This is a genomic window from Mesorhizobium sp. M0633 (assembly GCF_040320645.1).
In the GTDB taxonomy this organism is placed as follows: domain Bacteria; phylum Pseudomonadota; class Alphaproteobacteria; order Rhizobiales; family Rhizobiaceae; genus Mesorhizobium.
The window spans coordinates 58,825-75,738 of sequence record NZ_JAMYQC010000017.1; the positions used below are offsets into that span (position 1 = coordinate 58,825).

The following is a 16,914-nucleotide window of genomic DNA, read 5'->3' on the forward strand; positions in this document are numbered from 1 at the left end:
TCACTCTGCAGCCGACGAAGAGGCAGCCGAGCGTCTTACCTGTCCGGCTCGTATTCCCAGTGGTAGGTGTTGATGCATCGATCCGCGTCGCTCCTCGCGCGAGGCCATCGTTAGGGCCCCCCGTAGCGGCGATATCTCCGCGCAATGCATGGATTTCCATGAGATGCAGCCGAGGCATGGCGGAACTAGATTTAGGCGGTGAGTTCGCCTGTCCAGATATTGAAAACAAGTGCTATATCAAGCGCTGACCGTCCCCAGGCTTTTTTGTCCGACAGGAGAAGCCAATGACAGCAGCGTCCAACTCACTTGGCGAAATCGACCCCGAAGCAACGCTTGCGCTGCAAATCATCGAGAGCATGCCCGGCCACGCGTGGGCAGCCGATGCCGCCGGAAGATTCACCTATCTCAGCCCAAACACCCTGGCGTTCCTCGGCAACACGCATGAGGGTCTCAACACTTCCGAAGACGACGATGAGTTCGGCTGGCGTCGAGCCGTCCATCCCGACGATTATGATCCTGTAGCCGCCAGATGGCGGCATTGCCTCGAAACCGGCGATCCCTATGATACCGAGCATCGCCTGCGGCGCGCCGATGGCGTCTATCGCTGGTTTCGAAGCTCAGGACGACCATTTCGCGATAGCCAGGGGCGCATCGTTCAATGGTACGGCACGACAATAGACATTGAGGACCAGAAGCGGGCCGAGTCAGCATTGCGTGACCGGGAGCGGGAACTCTCGCAGCTCGTGGACATGGTCCCGAGTCACATCTGGCGGCTCGATCCCGACGGCGAGCCGATCTTCTTCAATGGGCGCATGGTCGACTTTCTCGGCCTCGATGTAGCGGATCTGGACCGACCGGGCATGAGCCGGCTGGCGGTGATGATACAGGCCGCCGTTCATCCGGACGACGCGGCAGCATTCGGCGATGCACTCCGTGGTTGCTTCGCTACCGGTGCGAGCTTCGCGATGCGCTATCGCCTGCGCCGTGCCGATGGCGTCTATCGCTGGATGTCGAGCCGGGCGGAGCCGATGCGCGATGACGCTGGCCGCATCGTCCAGTGGTACGGCCTCTGTCACGACATAGACGATCAGATGCACACCGAAGCGGCGTTGCGGCAGAGCGAGCAGCAACTTCAGCACATGATCGACGCGGTGCCGGTCCGCATCTGGAGTGTGATGCCGACCGGCGGGCCGGTCTACTTCAACAAGCGATACCAGGACCATTTCCGCTCCGTTATCGCGAACTTTGATGTGCTCGGCGAGCCGGGCATCGAAACGTTGCTGCACGAGGTGATTCATCCCGAAGATGCGCCCGAGGTGCAGCGCACGTTGTTGAGGTGTTTCGAAACTGGCGGCGGCTCCGCGATGCGGTTTCGCTGGCGCGAAAAAGACGGCACCTATCGCTGGGCTGAGTGTAGGGTCGAGCCGCGACGCGATGACGACGGAACGGTAGTGCAGTGGTACGGGGTTTCTCTCGACATCGACGATGAGGTGCGCGCGCAGGCGGCGTTGCGCAAAAGTGAGCGGCGCCTTCAGCAGCTGATCGACACCGTGCCCGCTTTGATCTGGAGTACGACACGGGAAGGGACGCCTTCCTACGTCAACAAACGGTTCACCGATGTAACCGGGGCCACGCTCCACGACATCACCGCCCCGGACGGCTCGCCGTCGCTGAGCGTGATCCATCCAGACGATATCGACACCGCACGGCAGGCGATCCGCCATTCATTCGCAACGGGCGTGCCTTACGTTCAGAGATATCGCCAGAGGCGGGCCGACGGCGGCTATCGCTGGACCGAGACTCGCGCCGAGCCGCTGCGCGACGAAGATGGCAGCATTCTCCAATGGTACGGCGTGAGCGTCGACATCCATGACCTGGTGACCACGCAAGCCGCGTTGCACGACCGGGAACGAGAGCTCTCGCAACTCGTCAACATGGTTCCGAGCTACCTCTGGCGGCTGTCTCCCAACGGTGAGCCGACCTTCTTCAACAAGCGCCTGATAGATTTTCTCGGCCTGGACATAGCGGACGCGGAAAAGCCGGACACGAGCCGGCTGGCGGCCTTCATTGCCACCGTCGTCCATCCCGACGATGCAGCCAGCCTGAGGGAAGCACTCGACAGCTGCTTTGCCACCGGCGAGCGATTCTTCATGAAGTATCGCCTGCGCCGTGCCGATGGCGTTTATCGTTGGATGGAGGGCCGTGCGGAGCCACTGCGGGACCAGGGTGGACGCATCGTCCAATGGTACGGCCTTACGCACGACATCGACGATCAGCTGCGCGTCGAAGAGGCGCTGCGCGAGAGAGAACGGGCTCTCTGGCAGCTAGTTGAAACGCTGCCGGCAATGATCGATTGCGCCGCGCCGGATGGCGAACCGATATATCGCAGCCAGCAGCTCCGCGAATTCCTCGGATACAATCTTGAGGAATTGGACGAAGCGGGAAAGTCCCGGCTGGCTGGCACACTCGACGCCGGTGTTCATCCCGACGACCTGACAGGTGTCAAAGAGAGATATGCCGATTGTCTGTCCACAGGCGAGCCGTATGCGCGACGGCACCGTCTGCGGCGCTTCGATGGTGAATATCGCTGGGTCGAGACGCGCGCCGCGCCGATGCGCAACGCTGAAGGCGCCATCGTGCAGTGGAACGTTATCTGCCTCGACATCGAAAATGAGATGCGGACACAAGAGGAGCTTCGGCTGGCACAAGAGAGACTTGCGCGTGCGAGCCAGGCGGCGAGCCTTGCCGAACTCTCCGCATCCATCGCTCATGAGGTGAACCAGCCGCTGGCCGCCATCGTCGCCAACTCCAACGCATGCCACCGTTGGCTGTCCGCCGAGCCCCCGAACGTCGAGCGCGCGAAGATCACGGCCGAGCGTATCATCCGCGATGCCAACTCGGCGGCGGATGTCGTCAGCCGCATCCGTGCCTTGTTCAGACCTTCGCTTGAAATGAGAACCAGCACACCGATCCCCAGCGTCGTTGCCGAAGCACGTGACCTTATGGCCGAGGAAGCCATGCGGCGTCGCGTTCGGATGGACATCGACGTCGAAAGCAACCTTCCGCTGGTTGCGTTCGATCGCGTCCAGATCCAGCAGGTCCTGGTCAATCTCATTCGCAACGGCATGGAGGCGATGGACACCACGGCGGGCGACAAGGTTCTCGGAATGCGCGTGCGCCGGATAGAGGACACGATCCAGACCGAGGTCCGCGACCGAGGCCCGGGTATCGAACGTCCTAACAAGATATTCGAGCCGTTCTTTACAACGAAAGGGAACGGAATGGGCATGGGGCTCGCGATCTCCCGTTCGATCATCGAGTCTCACGGCGGACGCCTTTGGGCGGAGAATAGCGTGCCGCGTGGGGCGACATTCATCTTCACCCTCCCGGTTGAAGCGAAAGCTGCGCAATAACTGGCGGCGCTCAGTAAGCGCTTGGTTTTTTCGGCTCTCGGTGAAGGGGCGCCGCCGCCCCGTGCAATGCATGGATTTCCATGAGGTGCGGTTGGGGCGTGGCGGGATTAGGGTGGCGACGTGAGTCCGTCAGCCCAGTCCAGCTATCAAGAGCAAGTGCCACACGAAGCGCCGACAATCTCCAGAGTTTGTTTGTCCGTCAGGGGCACCCGATGACGACAGCGCCCGACTTACTTGGCGAGACCGATTCCAGCGCAACGCTCGCGTTAACGCATGACTTGGACCGATCCGGACCGGGAAGTGGCCGACCTTTCGCGACGAATGAACCGGGCCTGATTCGCGGCAACCTGATTAGCGATCTTGAAAGAGGCGGGTTGTCGCGCGTCTGGTCGCACCGTCCCCAATTCTTGCATCTGGGGCTTTTTATTACGGCCTATGTCCTGGGCTGCGGCTTCGCCCAGTCGCTCGCAATCATACCTGGAACAGGGATTTCCATTTGGCCTCCGAGCGGGCTTTTCATCGCTACGCTTGTCTTCGCCTCCAGGTATAGCTGGCCGTGGTGGGTGCTGGGGGGCTGTCTGGCAGAACTGTTCAGCAACTTCTTGTGGTTCCACACTCCGCTGCCCGCGGCCTTCCTGATCTTTGCCGGCAACGCTCTTGAAGCGGTGGCCGGCGCATGGCTTGTGAACCAGACCTGCAAGCGCCCAGTTCGGCTGGAAACGTTGCGGGACGTTCTCGCATTCGTCGCACTGGCCGCTGGAGTTGCGCCAGTTGCAAGCGCGACGGTGGGAAGTGCGGCGCTTTCGTGGTTTGGCATACAATCGCAAACCTTTGCGACGGCTTGGCCGCTGTGGTGGATCGGAGACGCGACGGGAGTCCTGATCGTAGCGCCACTGGCGCTGGTCGTGTTCCAGAACTGGCGCGGCAAGGCGCAGCTCTCGGCAGCGCGATGGATGGAAGCTTGCGTCCTGGGGCTGATCTTTCTTGGTATCGCCGCCCTTTCCTTGAGCGGCTATCTGCCCTTCGCCTACATCATCATGCCGCCTCTTCTTTGGGCCGCGGTGCGCTTTGAGTTCCGAGGCGCCGCCGTAGCATTGACCGTTCTCGCTCTGATCACGGCGGTATTCACGATATCCGGCGCCAGCCAATTTGCCGGCGATCCCGAGTCCCAGAAGCACAACCAGATCATGCTGCAGCTTTTTCTGGCCATCTCGGCATTTTCGGCGCTCGTCGTGGCCGCCATTTCCAGGCAGCATCAGGCGGCGGTGCTCACTTTGCGCCAAAGTGTGGAGACCTTGCGGGAGCGGGAGCGAGAACTCTCGTTGCTGGTCGAAATGATCCCCGCTCACATCGCCCGTATGGCGCCCAACGGCGAACCAACCTTCTTCAGCAAGCGCACGACAGACTATATCGGCCTCAACGACATCGCGGGCTGGGACAAGCCGGGCACGAGCCGCCTGGCGACCGTAGTCGCGGCAGCCGTCCATCCCGACGATGGACCCAGGATGAGAGAATGGCTCAGCCGCTCCCTCGCCACCGGCGAACCCTATCCCATAAGGTATCGCCTGCGTCGCGCTGACGGTGTCTACCGCTGGAGGGAGGGCCGCGCCGAGCCGCTGCGGAACCAGAGTGGGGCGATCGTGCAATGGTACACGGCCAGCATCGACATCGACGATGAGGTGCGCGCGCAGGAGGCATTACGCGACCGGGAGCGGGAGCTCTCGCAGCTTGTCGACATGGTTCCGAGCCACGTTTGGCGCCTGACGCCGGACGGCGAGCCGACCTTTTTCAACAAGCGAATGGTCGACTTTCTCGGCCTTGACGTAACGGATTTGGACAAACAGGGCATCGGCCGGCTGGCGGCGATGATAGCGGCCACCGTCCATCCGGACGACGCAGCAGCATTCGGCGATACGCTCAGTCACTGCCTTGCTACCGGCGAGCGCTTCTCCATGAGGTATCGCCTGCGCCGCGCCGATGGCGTCTATCACTGGATGTCGAGCCGGGCAGAGCCGATGCGCGATCACGCTGGCCTGATCGTGCAGTGGTACGGCCTCTGTCACGACATAGACGATCAGATGCAAGCCGAAGAGGCGCTGCGGCGGAGCGAATTGCAGCTTCAGCAGATGATCGACGCTGTGCCGGTCCGCATTTGGAGCGCGATGCCGACCGGCGGGCCGGTCTACTTCAACAAGCGATACCAGGACCATTTCCGCGCCGTCATCGCCAATTTCGAAACACTCGGAGAGCCGCGCATCGAGGAATTGCTGCAAGAACTGGTTCATCCCGAAGATGCTCCCGAGGTGCTGCGCACGTTGCTGAGCTGTTTCGAAACAGGCGGCGGTTCCGCGATGCGGTTTCGCTGGCGCGAAACAGATGGCTATCGCTGGGCGGAGTGCAGGGTCGAGCCGCGGCGTGATGAAGACGGCGCGGTTGTGCAATGGTACGGGGTTTCCCTCGACATCGACGAAGAGGTGCGCGCCCAGGAAGCGCTGCGACAAGCCTCCGACAAACTCGCGCAAGCCACTCAGGCTGCAAGTCTCGCCGAGCTTTCCGCTTCGATCGCGCACGAGGTGAATCAGCCGCTGGCCGCGATCGTCGCCAATTCCCATGCATGCCACCGTTGGCTGTCCGCCGCCCCTCCGAACGTCGAACGCGCGAAGATTACGGCCGAGCGCATAATCCGGGACGCCAATTCGGCGGCGGACGTCGTCGGCCGCATTCGCGCGCTGTTCAAGCAATCCACCGAGACGAGGACCAATGCGACGCTCAGCAGTGTCATCGCAGAGGCACGCGACCTCGTGACCGAGGAAGCGATGCGGCGGGGCGTTCGCATCAGCGTTGATGTCGGAAGCGACATTCCGCTAGTCGCGTTCGATCGCGTCCAAATCCAGCAGGTTCTGGTCAATCTCATCCGCAACGGCATGGAGGCGATGGACTCTGGTGCGGATGACGGAGTTATCAGCATCCGCGTGCGCCATATCGGGGATGTTGTCCGGACCGAAGTCAGAGATCGCGGCCGGGGCGTCGAGTTTCCCGACCGGATATTCGAACCGTTCTTTACCACGAAAGAGCAAGGGATGGGCATGGGACTGGCGATCTGCCGTTCGATCATCGAGTCGCACAGCGGGCGTTTATGGGTCGAGAAGAACGAACCACGTGGAGCGACGTTTATCTTCACGTTGCCGATTGAAGCGAAAGCGGCGTGATGACGACGGACGGCCAAATTGTCTTCATCGTAGATGACGATGAACGCATCCGGGAGGCGCTCAGTGAGCTGCTGGCCGCACATGGCATGCGTGCCGTAGCGTTCGGATCGGCGGGCGATTATATCCGCGCTGACAAGCCGGACGTCCCTGCCTGCCTCATCCTCGATATCGAGTTGCCGGATATTAACGGCCTCGATCTGCAGCGGCAGATTGCCGAGGGCGATCATCCGCCGATCGTTTTCCTGACGGGACATGGCGATATCCCGTCCTCGGTGCGTGCGATCAAGCACGGCGCCGTGGATTTCCTGACCAAGCCCTTCAGCGATGCAGACCTCATGGCCGCAATCCATGCGGCGATTGCCCAGGATCGGGTACAGCGATCGGAGCGCGCCGAGCTGGGTGTGTTGAAGCAACGTTATCTCGAGCTGACGCCGCGCGAACGTGAGGTGCTACCGCTGGTGGTCAGCGGCTTGCTCAACAAGCAGGCCGCCGCTGAACTGGGGATCAGCGAAGTTACGCTGGAAATTCATAGAAGGAACGTCATGCAGAAGATGGTCGCGGCGTCGCTCGCCGACCCAGTGCGCATCGCCGAGCGATTGGGAATACCGATCACGCACTCGCGCCGGGCAGGGGGTAACTGAGGGTGAGCAAGCGGAGGCCTGTCGTGGCGATTGTCGACGATGACCCAAGACTGCTCGAGTCGCTGGAGGACCTTCTGGAGTCCGCCGGGTATGTGGCCCGCAGCTTCTCGTCGGCGGGGGCGTTGCTGGTCAGCGGCCTGTCTGGATTGGACATGCTTATCACCGACATCGGGATGCCCGGCATGGACGGCTTTGAACTTCGTGACTTGGTCAAGAAGGCGCGTCCGGACCTGCCTGTGTTCCTGATCACGGGCCGCCACGAGATAGTGGATCAGCACCGCGCCAAGGGCATTGGCGGGCTTTTCCGCAAGCCGTTCGATGGCCAGGCACTGCTTGCGGCGATCGGCGACGCTTTACGCAACCCAGAAACGGAGGCTAAACATGAGAGTTGACCAATTGCCCTTACCGAGATCGACGCCATCATCACAGCAGCGAAGGGCTGAAGCCGAGCAGCCGCTGGTCATTATTGTCGATGATGATGCCTCTGTTCGGGAGGCGCTGTCTGAATTGATCCTGTCGGCGGGTTTCCTGCCGGTGTGCTTTACCTCAACCCGTGAATTGCTTGACGCCGACGTGTTGGAGAGCCCCGGCTGCTTGATCCTCGACGTGCGCATGCCGGGCACGAGCGGTCTCGATCTGCAGCACCATCTTGCGAAAAACGGCAACCCCAAACCCATCATCTTCCTGACCGGGCATGGCGACATCCCGATGACTGTCCAGGCGATGAAGGCCGGCGCCGTGGACTTTCTCACCAAACCGGTGCGGGATCAGACGCTGCTTGACGCTGTGATCGCCGGCATTGCGGTGGATGCCAAACGGCGGGCGGATGCCGTGATCGTCAAGCGCAATATCGAGCGCGTCGAGACGCTGACGCCGCGCGAGCGCGAGGTCCTGCGTGAAGTGGCGCGCGGACGCCTCAACAAGCAGATCGCCTTCGACCTCGGCATCAGTGAAGTGACGGTCAAGCTTCACCGCGGCAATGTCATGCGCAAGATGGAAGCCGCTTCCATCGGTGAGCTGATCCGGGCGTGGGAAACGCTGCCCGCGCCGATGCGCGAGGTCTAGAATTTGGCACAAGCCGATCCATGCCCATCCAATAGGATCGCCCGGCCCGCCCGGCCATTTCAGGTGCTTTCTCAGCGCGCCCAGGCCTTCCTGCCTGTTGGTACGCTCGTGCTGCTGCGGGTGATCCTGATGTACATCGGTGGTCCTGTTGGGTGTTTCGCGGCAAGGCCCGCGCCAAACATCGGTTACCACTGAGCGGCGCTCTTTGGCAGCGCCAGTCTGACCGACAAACTCGCAACATTTCATGCAACAGCAACTGACGCCGGCCGTGCCGCGTCGGTCCCCGCGCCGCTACCCAAGCCTAAATTGACGTGTGTCTATAAGAGCTTGCCTTAGCCCGGCCCTATCTTCGGCGTGCCTGCCCTGCACTTTGGCATCGTATGACAGATGCTTCCGTAGAGTAGGTTCGCGGCCCGGATCGGTGCATCCTGTTCCTCGCAAGCCATCACGACCGTCGCGTTTCTACCGCTCCTCGCTCGCTCCTCCCCGAACGCGACCGCACAGGCCGACTCGACGGTCGTGATGGTGAGCAGGATGTTCAAAGCACATGGATGGACATGATGAACAAAGACGGACTTTTCTCCGTCGGCGGATCTCGCCGCGATGTCTTGTTGGCAGGCCTGATCTCTACGGTTGCCGCCGGACTGCCCCGCGCTGCTTCGGCAACGAGCCGAAAACAAAACCTTCCCTCTTCCCCCTCAATCAAAGGAACCAAGACGATGAGCACCATCACGACCAAGGATGGCACCGAAATCTACTACAAGGATTGGGGCAAGGGTCCTGTCGTCACGTTCTCGCACGGCTGGCCGCTGAATTCCGACGCCTGGGACGGCCAGATGCTCTTTCTTGCCCATAACGGCTTTCGCGTCGTTGCGCATGACCGGCGCGGCCATGGCCGATCGAGCCAGGCCACGTCCGGCAACGACATGAACGGCTATGCGGACGATCTTGCAGCCGTGATCGAGGCGCTGGATCTCCGGGACGCCACGCTGGTCGGCCATTCCACCGGAGGAGGCGAGGTTGCTCGCTATATCGGACGGCACGGGACGAAGCGGGTGGCCAAGGCTGTTCTTATCGCCGCTGTTCCGCCGATCATGGTGAAAACGCCGGCCAATCCGGAAGGTCTGCCAATCGAGGTATTCGACGGCATAAGGGCTGGCCTCGTCAAGGATCGTTCGCAGTACTACCGGGACCTCGCACCGTTGTTTTATGGCGCGAACAGGCCGGACGCCAAGGTTTCCCAGGGGACTCTGGATCAGTTCTGGCTCTGGAGCATGCAGGCGGGTCTCGTGAACGCGTACGAAAGCGTCAAGGCGTTCTCCGAGACCGATTTTACCGAGGACCTCAAGAAGTTCGACGTACCAACCCTCGTCCTGCATGGCGAAGACGATCAGATCGTCCCCGTCAAGGACTCGGCAGTCAAGTCGGCCCGATTGATCAAAGGCGCAAAGGATATCTATTACCCCGGCGCGCCCCACGGGATCACGGCCACACACCAGGATCAGGTCAATGCTGATCTGCTCGCCTTCATCAAAGGATAGCACGCCCTCAGTCACGACCGCATGTTGTCCGCAATTCCTTGGAGCCGCCGATGACCACCTTTGGCAATATTTCGCGCGCCCTGAACCGCATTTCGGGTGGCGCGCCAGGTCAAACCTTGTGCGCTCGCATAGCCGAGCGGTGGCCTGAATGCTGGTTCTGTCGGCTCATGTCCCGGATTGTGGAACCGAACCACTGCGCCATCGAGCTGGAGCGCTGGCAGAGGCGCGAAACATATGCTGCGCCACGGCTGCCGCTCGGGCAACTGCGCCTGTGCAGCGCGGAGGCGATCGCCGGCGTTCGACACTACGTCGCGCTGTCGGGGGTCGCCGCCGCGCGCTTGTTCTGCCTTGAAGGCCAAAGCGCTCTGCAAGACGTCAAACTGGCTAAGCGCCCGGAGTTTATCAATCGGTAGCCGTTTGCGATTGCCGCTCATTTTGGCGGTCTCAATTCGGCGTGAAATTTTCTTGGCCAGCAGTTGCGACTATCGCAGCAGCACCGGCACTATTTTTCGAAGGCAGGAACGACATGGGCGTACTCTCGGGGTGGTCACCGGCGGAAACAGCGGGATCGGACTATCGGCTGCAAAAGTCTTTGCGGCCGAGGGCGCGCAAGTCGTCATTACCGGCCGCCGGCGGCAGGCGGTCGAGGAAGCGGTCGCACAGATCGGGGCAGGCGCGCTGGGCATTCAGGGAAATGTGGCCGACGTGTCGCACCATGACGAGGTAGCGCAACAGATCCGCCAGAGGTTCGGGGCGCTCGACATCTATATGGCGAACGCCGGCATAAACACCATCACGCACTCGGCCGACGTCTCCGAGGCAGAATATGATGCGCAATTTGCCGTCAATACGCGAGGCGTCTTCTTCGCGTCCAGAAGCTGATTCCGATCATGCGGAATGGCGGCGCAATCATCCTCACAGGCTCGCTGGCCAGCGAGAAGGTTCTGGACGGTCATGCTGTTTACGCGGGCTCGAAGGCGGCCATAAATGCCTTTGCGCGCGCTTGGGCGATCGAACTGAAGTCTCGCGGCATCCGGGTCAACGTGCTCAGCCCAGGTCCGGTGGATACGGCTATTCTCGATAAGCTAGGCATACCGTTTGAGCAGCGCGGGCTGTTTGAAAAGGCGATGGCGGAGGCAATACCCCTGGGCCGGATGGGGCAGCCGGAAGAGCTGGCAAAAGCCGCCCTGTTCCTTGCCTCGGACGCGAGCAGTTTCGTCACGGGCATCAATCTGCGGGTCGACGGCGGGATGGCAGTGCTCTGAGCCACGACTGCGATGTCGCGCCAATAGACTGGCGAATAACGCCGGTCCGGCTGTTTGACCCATACCAAGGCATTTGGCGATGCGGGCCGAAGGCCAGGAACTATGTCGTTGACGAGAGGAGGCTTTGCCGCCGTGTTCGATCCGGCCGGCTCACCAGCGCTCAACGGATCGACCGCGCCAGGCTCTCGCCACGGCGGCAGCGGCGTCTTGCAAACACAACTCTCTGGCCGCGCGCCCTCAGTGTCTGTTCCGGCGACCGCCGCCAATGCACACCCCGCATAGATACCTCAATCATGCTGCAGGGCACCTGATCTCCCTGGTGACCTACCCTGCACCTTGGCATTGTATGACAGACCCTTCCGCACAATAGGTTGGCGGGCCGCGTCGGCGCATTCTCCTGAGCATTGGTCACCACAGGCCACACGGGAGAAAGCAAATGCGAAACATAACTCGAGTCCTGGCCCTCACCGCAGCGCTTGCCGCGTCGGGCGGCGGGATGGCGCAGGCCGCGAATTCTCAGCCCAAGCCGACGATCGTACTGGTGCACGGCGCCTTCGCGGAATCGTCGAGCTGGGATGCAGTCATCACCAAGCTCAGCAAAGACGGTTATGTAGCGATAGCCGCAGCTAATCCGCTCCGCGGCGTTGCCAGCGATGCGAAAGCAGTCTCAGCCATCGTCCGGTCGGTTTCCGGGCCGGTCGTGCTGGTGGGGCATTCCTACGGCGGGCCTGTCATCACCGAGGCCGCCAATGGCAATCCCAATGTGAAGGCATTGGTCTACGTGGCAGGTTTCGCGCCGGATACCGGCGAATCGAGCCTTACGTTGTCCAGCATGTTTCCCGGCAGCACCTTGGGGAGCGCGCTTGCTCCAGTCGCGTTGCCGGACGGCGGACAAGACCTCTTCATCGAGCCGGCCAAGTTCCGCGCCCAGTTCGCCGCCGACGTTCCGCAAGAGCAGACTTTGCTGATGGCTGCCACTCAACGCCCTGTTGCGCAGGCGGCTCTGGCTGAAGCCTCGGGCGTCGCCTCATGGAAGACGCTGCCGTCCTACATGATCTACGGCTCGGATGACCGGAACATCCCGGCAGCCGTCATGAGCTTCATGGCCAAGCGTGCGCATGCGGTAAAGACCGTCGTCATCGAGGGTGCGTCCCATGCGCTCATGGTTTCGCATCCCGACGAGGTCACGTCACTCATCGAGGATGCTGCTGCATCGGTCAGTCAGTAGCAGGCCGGAAACGCCCAGCATCCGATCGAGCAACGAAAAATAGACACGCAACACCAGGAGACCAGACATGAAGATCGTCGTCATCGGCGGAACCGGGCTGATCGGTTCAAAGACCGTGGAGAGACTGCGAAACAAAGGACACGACGTGCTTGCGGCGTCGCCGAATTCGGGCGTCAACACCGTTACGGGAGAGGGTCTGGCGGCCGCGCTTGCCGGTGCGCAGGTCGTCGTCGACCTCGCGAACTCGCCGTCGTTCGAGGAAAAGGCTGCCCTGGAGTTCTTCGAGGCATCCGGGCGTAATCTTTTTGCCGCCGAAACGGCCGCCGGCGTCCGTCATCACGTGGCGCTGTCGGTCGTCGGTACCGACCGGCTGCAGGGCATGGGCTATTTCCGCGGCAAGTTGCTTCAGGAAAAGCTGATCAGGGAGTCCGGAATTCCCTACACCATCGTTCACGCCACTCAATTCTTCGAATTCACCGCCGCCATCGCAAACACGGGCGCCGTCGGGGATACCATTCATATGTCGCCGGCCTACTTCCAACCCATGGCGGCTGATAATGTTGCCGATGCGATGGCGGACGTCGCGCTTGCCGCGCCGTTGAACGGCATGATCGAAATTGCCGGCCCGGAGCGTGTCCGCATGAGCGAACTTGTCGAGCGCTTCCTGAAGGCCACCAACGACCCGCGCAAAGTCGTCCCGGATCCCGGCGCGCTCTACTACGGCCAAGTGGCAATCGACGATCGAACGCTGGTGCCCGGCGAGAACGCGCGCATCGGCGCCGTGCGTTTCGATGATTGGCTCAGCCGATACACACCACCGAAGTAAGTAATCATCGGATAGGCCCGCCATTCGCACAACAAGGAGACCAGACATGATCAAAACACTTCTCTGCGCCGCGCTCACCTCCGCTTCCGTCACCGCAGCAATGGCCAATGACGCCGCCAACGTAAAGCTTGTCTACGACCAGGCTCTTCCAAACGTGCCCGGCAAGAGCATGAAAGCCGTGCTCGTCGAGTACGCGCCTGGGGGTACGTCGCCGGCTCATACCCATCCCAAATCCGCGTTCATCTATGCCACGGTCCTGGAGGGGGCGATCCGAAGCCAGGTCAACGACGGGCCGGTGAAGACTTATCGCGCCGGCGAGAGTTTCTCGGAATTCCCTGGCGACCGTCATGCCGTCAGCGAAAACGCCAGCAAGACGGAAGGCGCTCGTCTGCTTGCTATTTTCGTCGTCGACACCAGCGAGACGGAACTTACGACGAACGCGAAATGAAATCGTAGCCCCCGGGACCATCGGGGCGTACGCGAAGGGACGGTCAGTGACATGAATTCGATCGCCATCCGCACACTTGCGGGGATTTTGGTCCCCGATACTCCGCTTGTTGGCCGAGCGATCGAACATGCCCGCCAGCGATGTGAACCCTACCTGTTCAACCACGTGGTCCGATCCTGGCTTTTCGCGGCCCGGATCGGACAGATTCAGAATATCCAGCACGACGCGGAGGTTGTTGCCGTTGCAACCCTGTTGCATGACGTCACGCTCAATGAGGACTTCGCCGGGCCGCGCCGTTTCGAAGTGGAAGGCGCCGATCTTGCCCGCACCTTCGTTCGGGAGGGCGGCTTCGACGAGCGGCGCGCCCAATTGATCTGGGACAGCGTCGCCCTCAACTCGACGCCGTCAATCGGCCTCTACAAGGAGGCTGAGGTGGCGCTTTGCACAGCCGGCATCTGTCTCGATGTCGTCGGCTTGCAATACAGCCTCATTTCGTCAGCCGAGATTGCAAAGATCATCGGTGAGTTTCCACGCCTCCAAATGAAGCGACGGATGACGCGATGCTTTTGCCATATCGCCGAGGTCAGGCCGGAAACCACCTACGACAACTTTGCCCGGGACTTCGGCGAGCGCTTTGTTTCAGGCTACAAGGCGACTTCGGCAGTTGATCTTGTGATGAACGCTCCCTTCGAAGAGTGAACGCAGTTTCGATCCAGGTTCTATCGACACCGGTCGGTTCAGCCTCGCCCTTCAAGTGACCCAAACGCTGTGCGCCCGTCGCATGCCTGCGCCAAAGCGAATTGCCGAGGGCAGCGGTCAGGTGCCAATTTCCACCTCCTATACTTCGGTTTAGGCGCCCCAACCCAATCGAGTGGCAATACATATCATCGGCACGATAGCAACAGTTCGTCTCACCGGTCATCCTTACGCTGCAATGGATTGCAAACACCTCAAGGAGATAAGTAATGAATATTGCAGCGTCACCGGTCGCTCCGAAAGGAAAAGCCGTCGCCCAACGCGCGAGTTATGCCGAGCAGTCGCCGGAACTTCTGAAGAAATTTATTGAATTTCTTGGTGCGACGCGAGAGGGGTCGATCGAAGAACCGATCCGCGACCTTGTTGCAGTCCGAGCCGCGCAGGTGAACGGGTGCACCTTCTGCCTTGATATGCACGTCAAACAGGCGAAGATTCATGGCGAGCGCGAACTGCGCCTTTACCACCTGGCAGCCTGGCGGGATTCGACCTTGTTCGTTCCTCGCGAGCGTGCAGCCCTGGCATGGACGGAAGTCTTGACCAAGCTGCCCGAGCAGGGTGTCCCCGACGAGATCTACGATCGGGTCAGGTCACAGCTTTCCGAGAAGGAAATTTCCGATCTGACCTTCGTTGTCATGGCGGTCAATTCTTGGAACCGTCTGAACATCGGCTTCAAACCCGTCCCGGGCTCGGGGGATGCGAAGTTTGGCCTGAGCAAAGCAGCACTGAGCTAATCTTTGGAACGGGTCAGAATGGCGCTTGTTTGCGCGCCATTCTGACCGGCCAGGCGAAGGCGCCGAGCTCGGCGACCAACACTGGAACCGATCTCAGCCTCCCGGCCGCGGCCGCGAGGCGCTCTCAGGAGGGCGTCATGCGCATTGACAGTCTGCATCCAGTAATATCGGCCCGTCTCATGGTGATTGATGTCGACGCTCCACTCCGCAGTGCAGCACTCTCACTTTCCGGGCCCGCAATAGGCCTGGTCGTGGTGTGCCACGGCAGTGGGGAGGCGGCAGGCGTGCTGAGCAAGTCCGACCTTGTCCGCCATCTGGCGAATTCAGGGCCAACAGAAGCGCCGATTGCGGCATTGATGAGCACGTCCATCGTGTCCTGTGGTCCCGATGACGACCTTCATTCAGTCTGGCAGACCATGGCCGCGCAAGGCCTTCAGAATGTGCCGGTGCTAGGGGCTGACTCGAAACCGCTAGGCGTCCTCGATATCCGTGATGCGATGAAGGCGCTTTTCAAACAAGAGGAACTGCAGGAACGGCTGCTTGCCAACTACATCAGCGGGATCGGCTATCAATAGAGCTTGGTCTATCGTTTGGATATACAGAAGTATGTATCGGAGGCGTCTTAGATATAATTGACAATAAATGCCGTAAATTATAGCGTATTGAAGCAAATGGGTGTCGACTGAGCCAACGGGGTTATGAAATGTTTCGTCCGGACATAAAAGAAGATGTCTTCGACGGCCCGCCCGATGGTCTTGGAAGTGGTATGTCCGTGCAAATGTCGACGGCCGGCATCGTCCATGACCTCGGCAATCTCATTCAGGTCGCCTCGTCGGCGTTGAACCACCTGGCCCGCGATCCGAGCATCCAAGCGACTCCGGCGCTTGGGCCTGTAATTGCCGGCGCCAAAACGGCTTTGGAACGGGCTGGGGACCTTGTCCGGCAAACCATCAGCCTGGCTCGAGAGAGCCACGCGGAAATCGAATACACAAACGTAGATGCTTGCCTGGCTGAGATCGAAACCCTCGTGCGGAGCGCCTTGGATGCCAATTTCGGTCTTGAGCTTCGGGTTGGGTCCGACCTGCCTTTGGTGAGATGCGATCGCTTTGGGTTGCAAAATGCGGTTCTGAACCTTCTGTTCAACGCGCGCGATGCAATGCCTGACGGCGGTTTCATCTCGATCGATGCCGGCTTGGCCTCTGAAAGCTCTACCGCCGGTCAGGTAGATATCCGTGTCGCGGATAACGGTATCGGGATGACCAGCGAGACAATGGTCTGCGCCTTCGATCCGTTCTTCACCACCAAAAGCGAAGGCCTCGGCGGCGTCGGTTTGCCGATGGTGAAGCGCTTTGTCGAGCAGTCAGGCGGAAGCATCGACCTTCAGAGCACGCTCGGGGCAGGCACGACCGTCACTCTGCGGTTGCCTGCGGTGCGATAGCGGCCGGCCAATCTCCCCCCGGTGACAGACGTGACATACAATCGAGAGATAGAGATGGATGCACAAGTCGTTGAAAACGTCCAACAGCACCGTTTCGAGTTGCCGATCGCCGGCGATATGTTTGCGGCGGCCTACTATCGGCTCGAGGGCGGGCAGGTCGCGCTGATACACACCGAAGTCCCGTCGGAATTTTCCGGACAAGGGATCGCGTCGCGATTGGCCCAAGGGACCTTCGAACTGCTCCGCAAAACCGGCCGTAAAGCGATCTTGAAATGTCCCTTCATGAGCCGCTTTTTCGCCAAGCACCCGGACTATGCAGATGTCGTCGACGGCTAGTCAGGGCACCAATGTTG

15 protein-coding genes and 1 pseudogene are annotated in these 16,914 nt (G+C 60.8%); all 16 read left to right on the forward strand.

All coding sequences use genetic code 11. The features are described from left to right. Positions 1-284: 284 nt before the first annotated feature. The 16 genes and pseudogenes from NKI47_RS18885 (at position 285) to NKI47_RS18960 (ending at position 16,897) form a co-directional block, all read left to right on the forward strand. On the forward strand, positions 285-3,413 hold the full coding sequence (locus NKI47_RS18885; protein WP_352592487.1) for a PAS domain-containing protein: 3,129 nt from the start codon (positions 285-287) through the stop codon (positions 3,411-3,413). 374 nt (positions 3,414-3,787) lie between these two features. Then, entirely contained in the window at positions 3,788-6,622 is a 2,835-nt protein-coding gene (locus tag NKI47_RS18890; RefSeq protein WP_352592675.1) for a sensor histidine kinase, read from the forward strand. After that, entirely contained in the window at positions 6,622-7,263 is a 642-nt protein-coding gene (locus tag NKI47_RS18895) for a response regulator transcription factor (RefSeq protein WP_352592678.1), read from the forward strand. Before NKI47_RS18890 ends, NKI47_RS18895 begins: the two co-directional genes overlap by 1 nt. Positions 7,264-7,265: 2 nt before the next feature. Then, positions 7,266-7,655 (forward strand): response regulator, encoded by a 390-nt coding sequence (locus NKI47_RS18900; RefSeq protein WP_023716983.1) that lies wholly within the window; start codon positions 7,266-7,268, stop codon positions 7,653-7,655. Then, a complete protein-coding gene (locus NKI47_RS18905) occupies positions 7,645-8,328 on the forward strand; it encodes a response regulator transcription factor (protein ID WP_031211078.1) in 684 nt (227 codons plus the stop codon). Before NKI47_RS18900 ends, NKI47_RS18905 begins: the two co-directional genes overlap by 11 nt. Before the next feature lie 560 nt (positions 8,329-8,888). Next, positions 8,889-9,869, forward strand: coding sequence for an alpha/beta fold hydrolase (locus tag NKI47_RS18910; RefSeq protein WP_502897380.1), 981 nt, complete (start codon positions 8,889-8,891; stop codon positions 9,867-9,869). Positions 9,870-9,919: 50 nt separating this feature from the next. After that, positions 9,920-10,282, forward strand: a complete 363-nt coding sequence (locus NKI47_RS18915) for a hypothetical protein (RefSeq protein ID WP_352592493.1) — start codon at positions 9,920-9,922, stop codon at positions 10,280-10,282. Positions 10,283-10,373: 91 nt separating this feature from the next. Further along, a pseudogene (locus NKI47_RS18920) lies at positions 10,374-11,134 on the forward strand (glucose 1-dehydrogenase). 436 nt (positions 11,135-11,570) lie between these two features. After that, a complete protein-coding gene (locus NKI47_RS18925) occupies positions 11,571-12,362 on the forward strand; it encodes an alpha/beta fold hydrolase (protein ID WP_352592496.1) in 792 nt (263 codons plus the stop codon). A 67-nt stretch (positions 12,363-12,429) separates the two neighbouring features. Beyond that, positions 12,430-13,188, forward strand: a complete 759-nt coding sequence (locus NKI47_RS18930; RefSeq protein ID WP_023674205.1) for an SDR family oxidoreductase — start codon at positions 12,430-12,432, stop codon at positions 13,186-13,188. 46 nt (positions 13,189-13,234) lie between these two features. Then, positions 13,235-13,636, forward strand: a complete 402-nt coding sequence (locus NKI47_RS18935) for a cupin domain-containing protein (RefSeq protein ID WP_352455791.1) — start codon at positions 13,235-13,237, stop codon at positions 13,634-13,636. 51 nt (positions 13,637-13,687) lie between these two features. Further along, positions 13,688-14,335, forward strand: coding sequence for an HD domain-containing protein (locus NKI47_RS18940; RefSeq protein WP_352455792.1), 648 nt, complete (start codon positions 13,688-13,690; stop codon positions 14,333-14,335). 266 nt (positions 14,336-14,601) lie between these two features. Continuing rightward, positions 14,602-15,123, forward strand: a complete 522-nt coding sequence (locus tag NKI47_RS18945) for a carboxymuconolactone decarboxylase family protein (RefSeq protein WP_352592499.1) — start codon at positions 14,602-14,604, stop codon at positions 15,121-15,123. 137 nt (positions 15,124-15,260) lie between these two features. Then, entirely contained in the window at positions 15,261-15,698 is a 438-nt protein-coding gene (locus NKI47_RS18950) for a CBS domain-containing protein (protein WP_352592502.1), read from the forward strand. Between the two features lie 128 nt (positions 15,699-15,826). Then, the gene (locus tag NKI47_RS18955; protein WP_352592505.1) at positions 15,827-16,561 is read left to right on the forward strand and encodes a sensor histidine kinase; all 735 of its coding nucleotides are present in this window, start codon (positions 15,827-15,829) and stop codon (positions 16,559-16,561) included. 54 nt (positions 16,562-16,615) lie between these two features. Continuing rightward, positions 16,616-16,897, forward strand: a complete 282-nt coding sequence (locus NKI47_RS18960) for a GNAT family N-acetyltransferase (protein ID WP_023674211.1) — start codon at positions 16,616-16,618, stop codon at positions 16,895-16,897. Positions 16,898-16,914 lie beyond the last annotated feature (17 nt).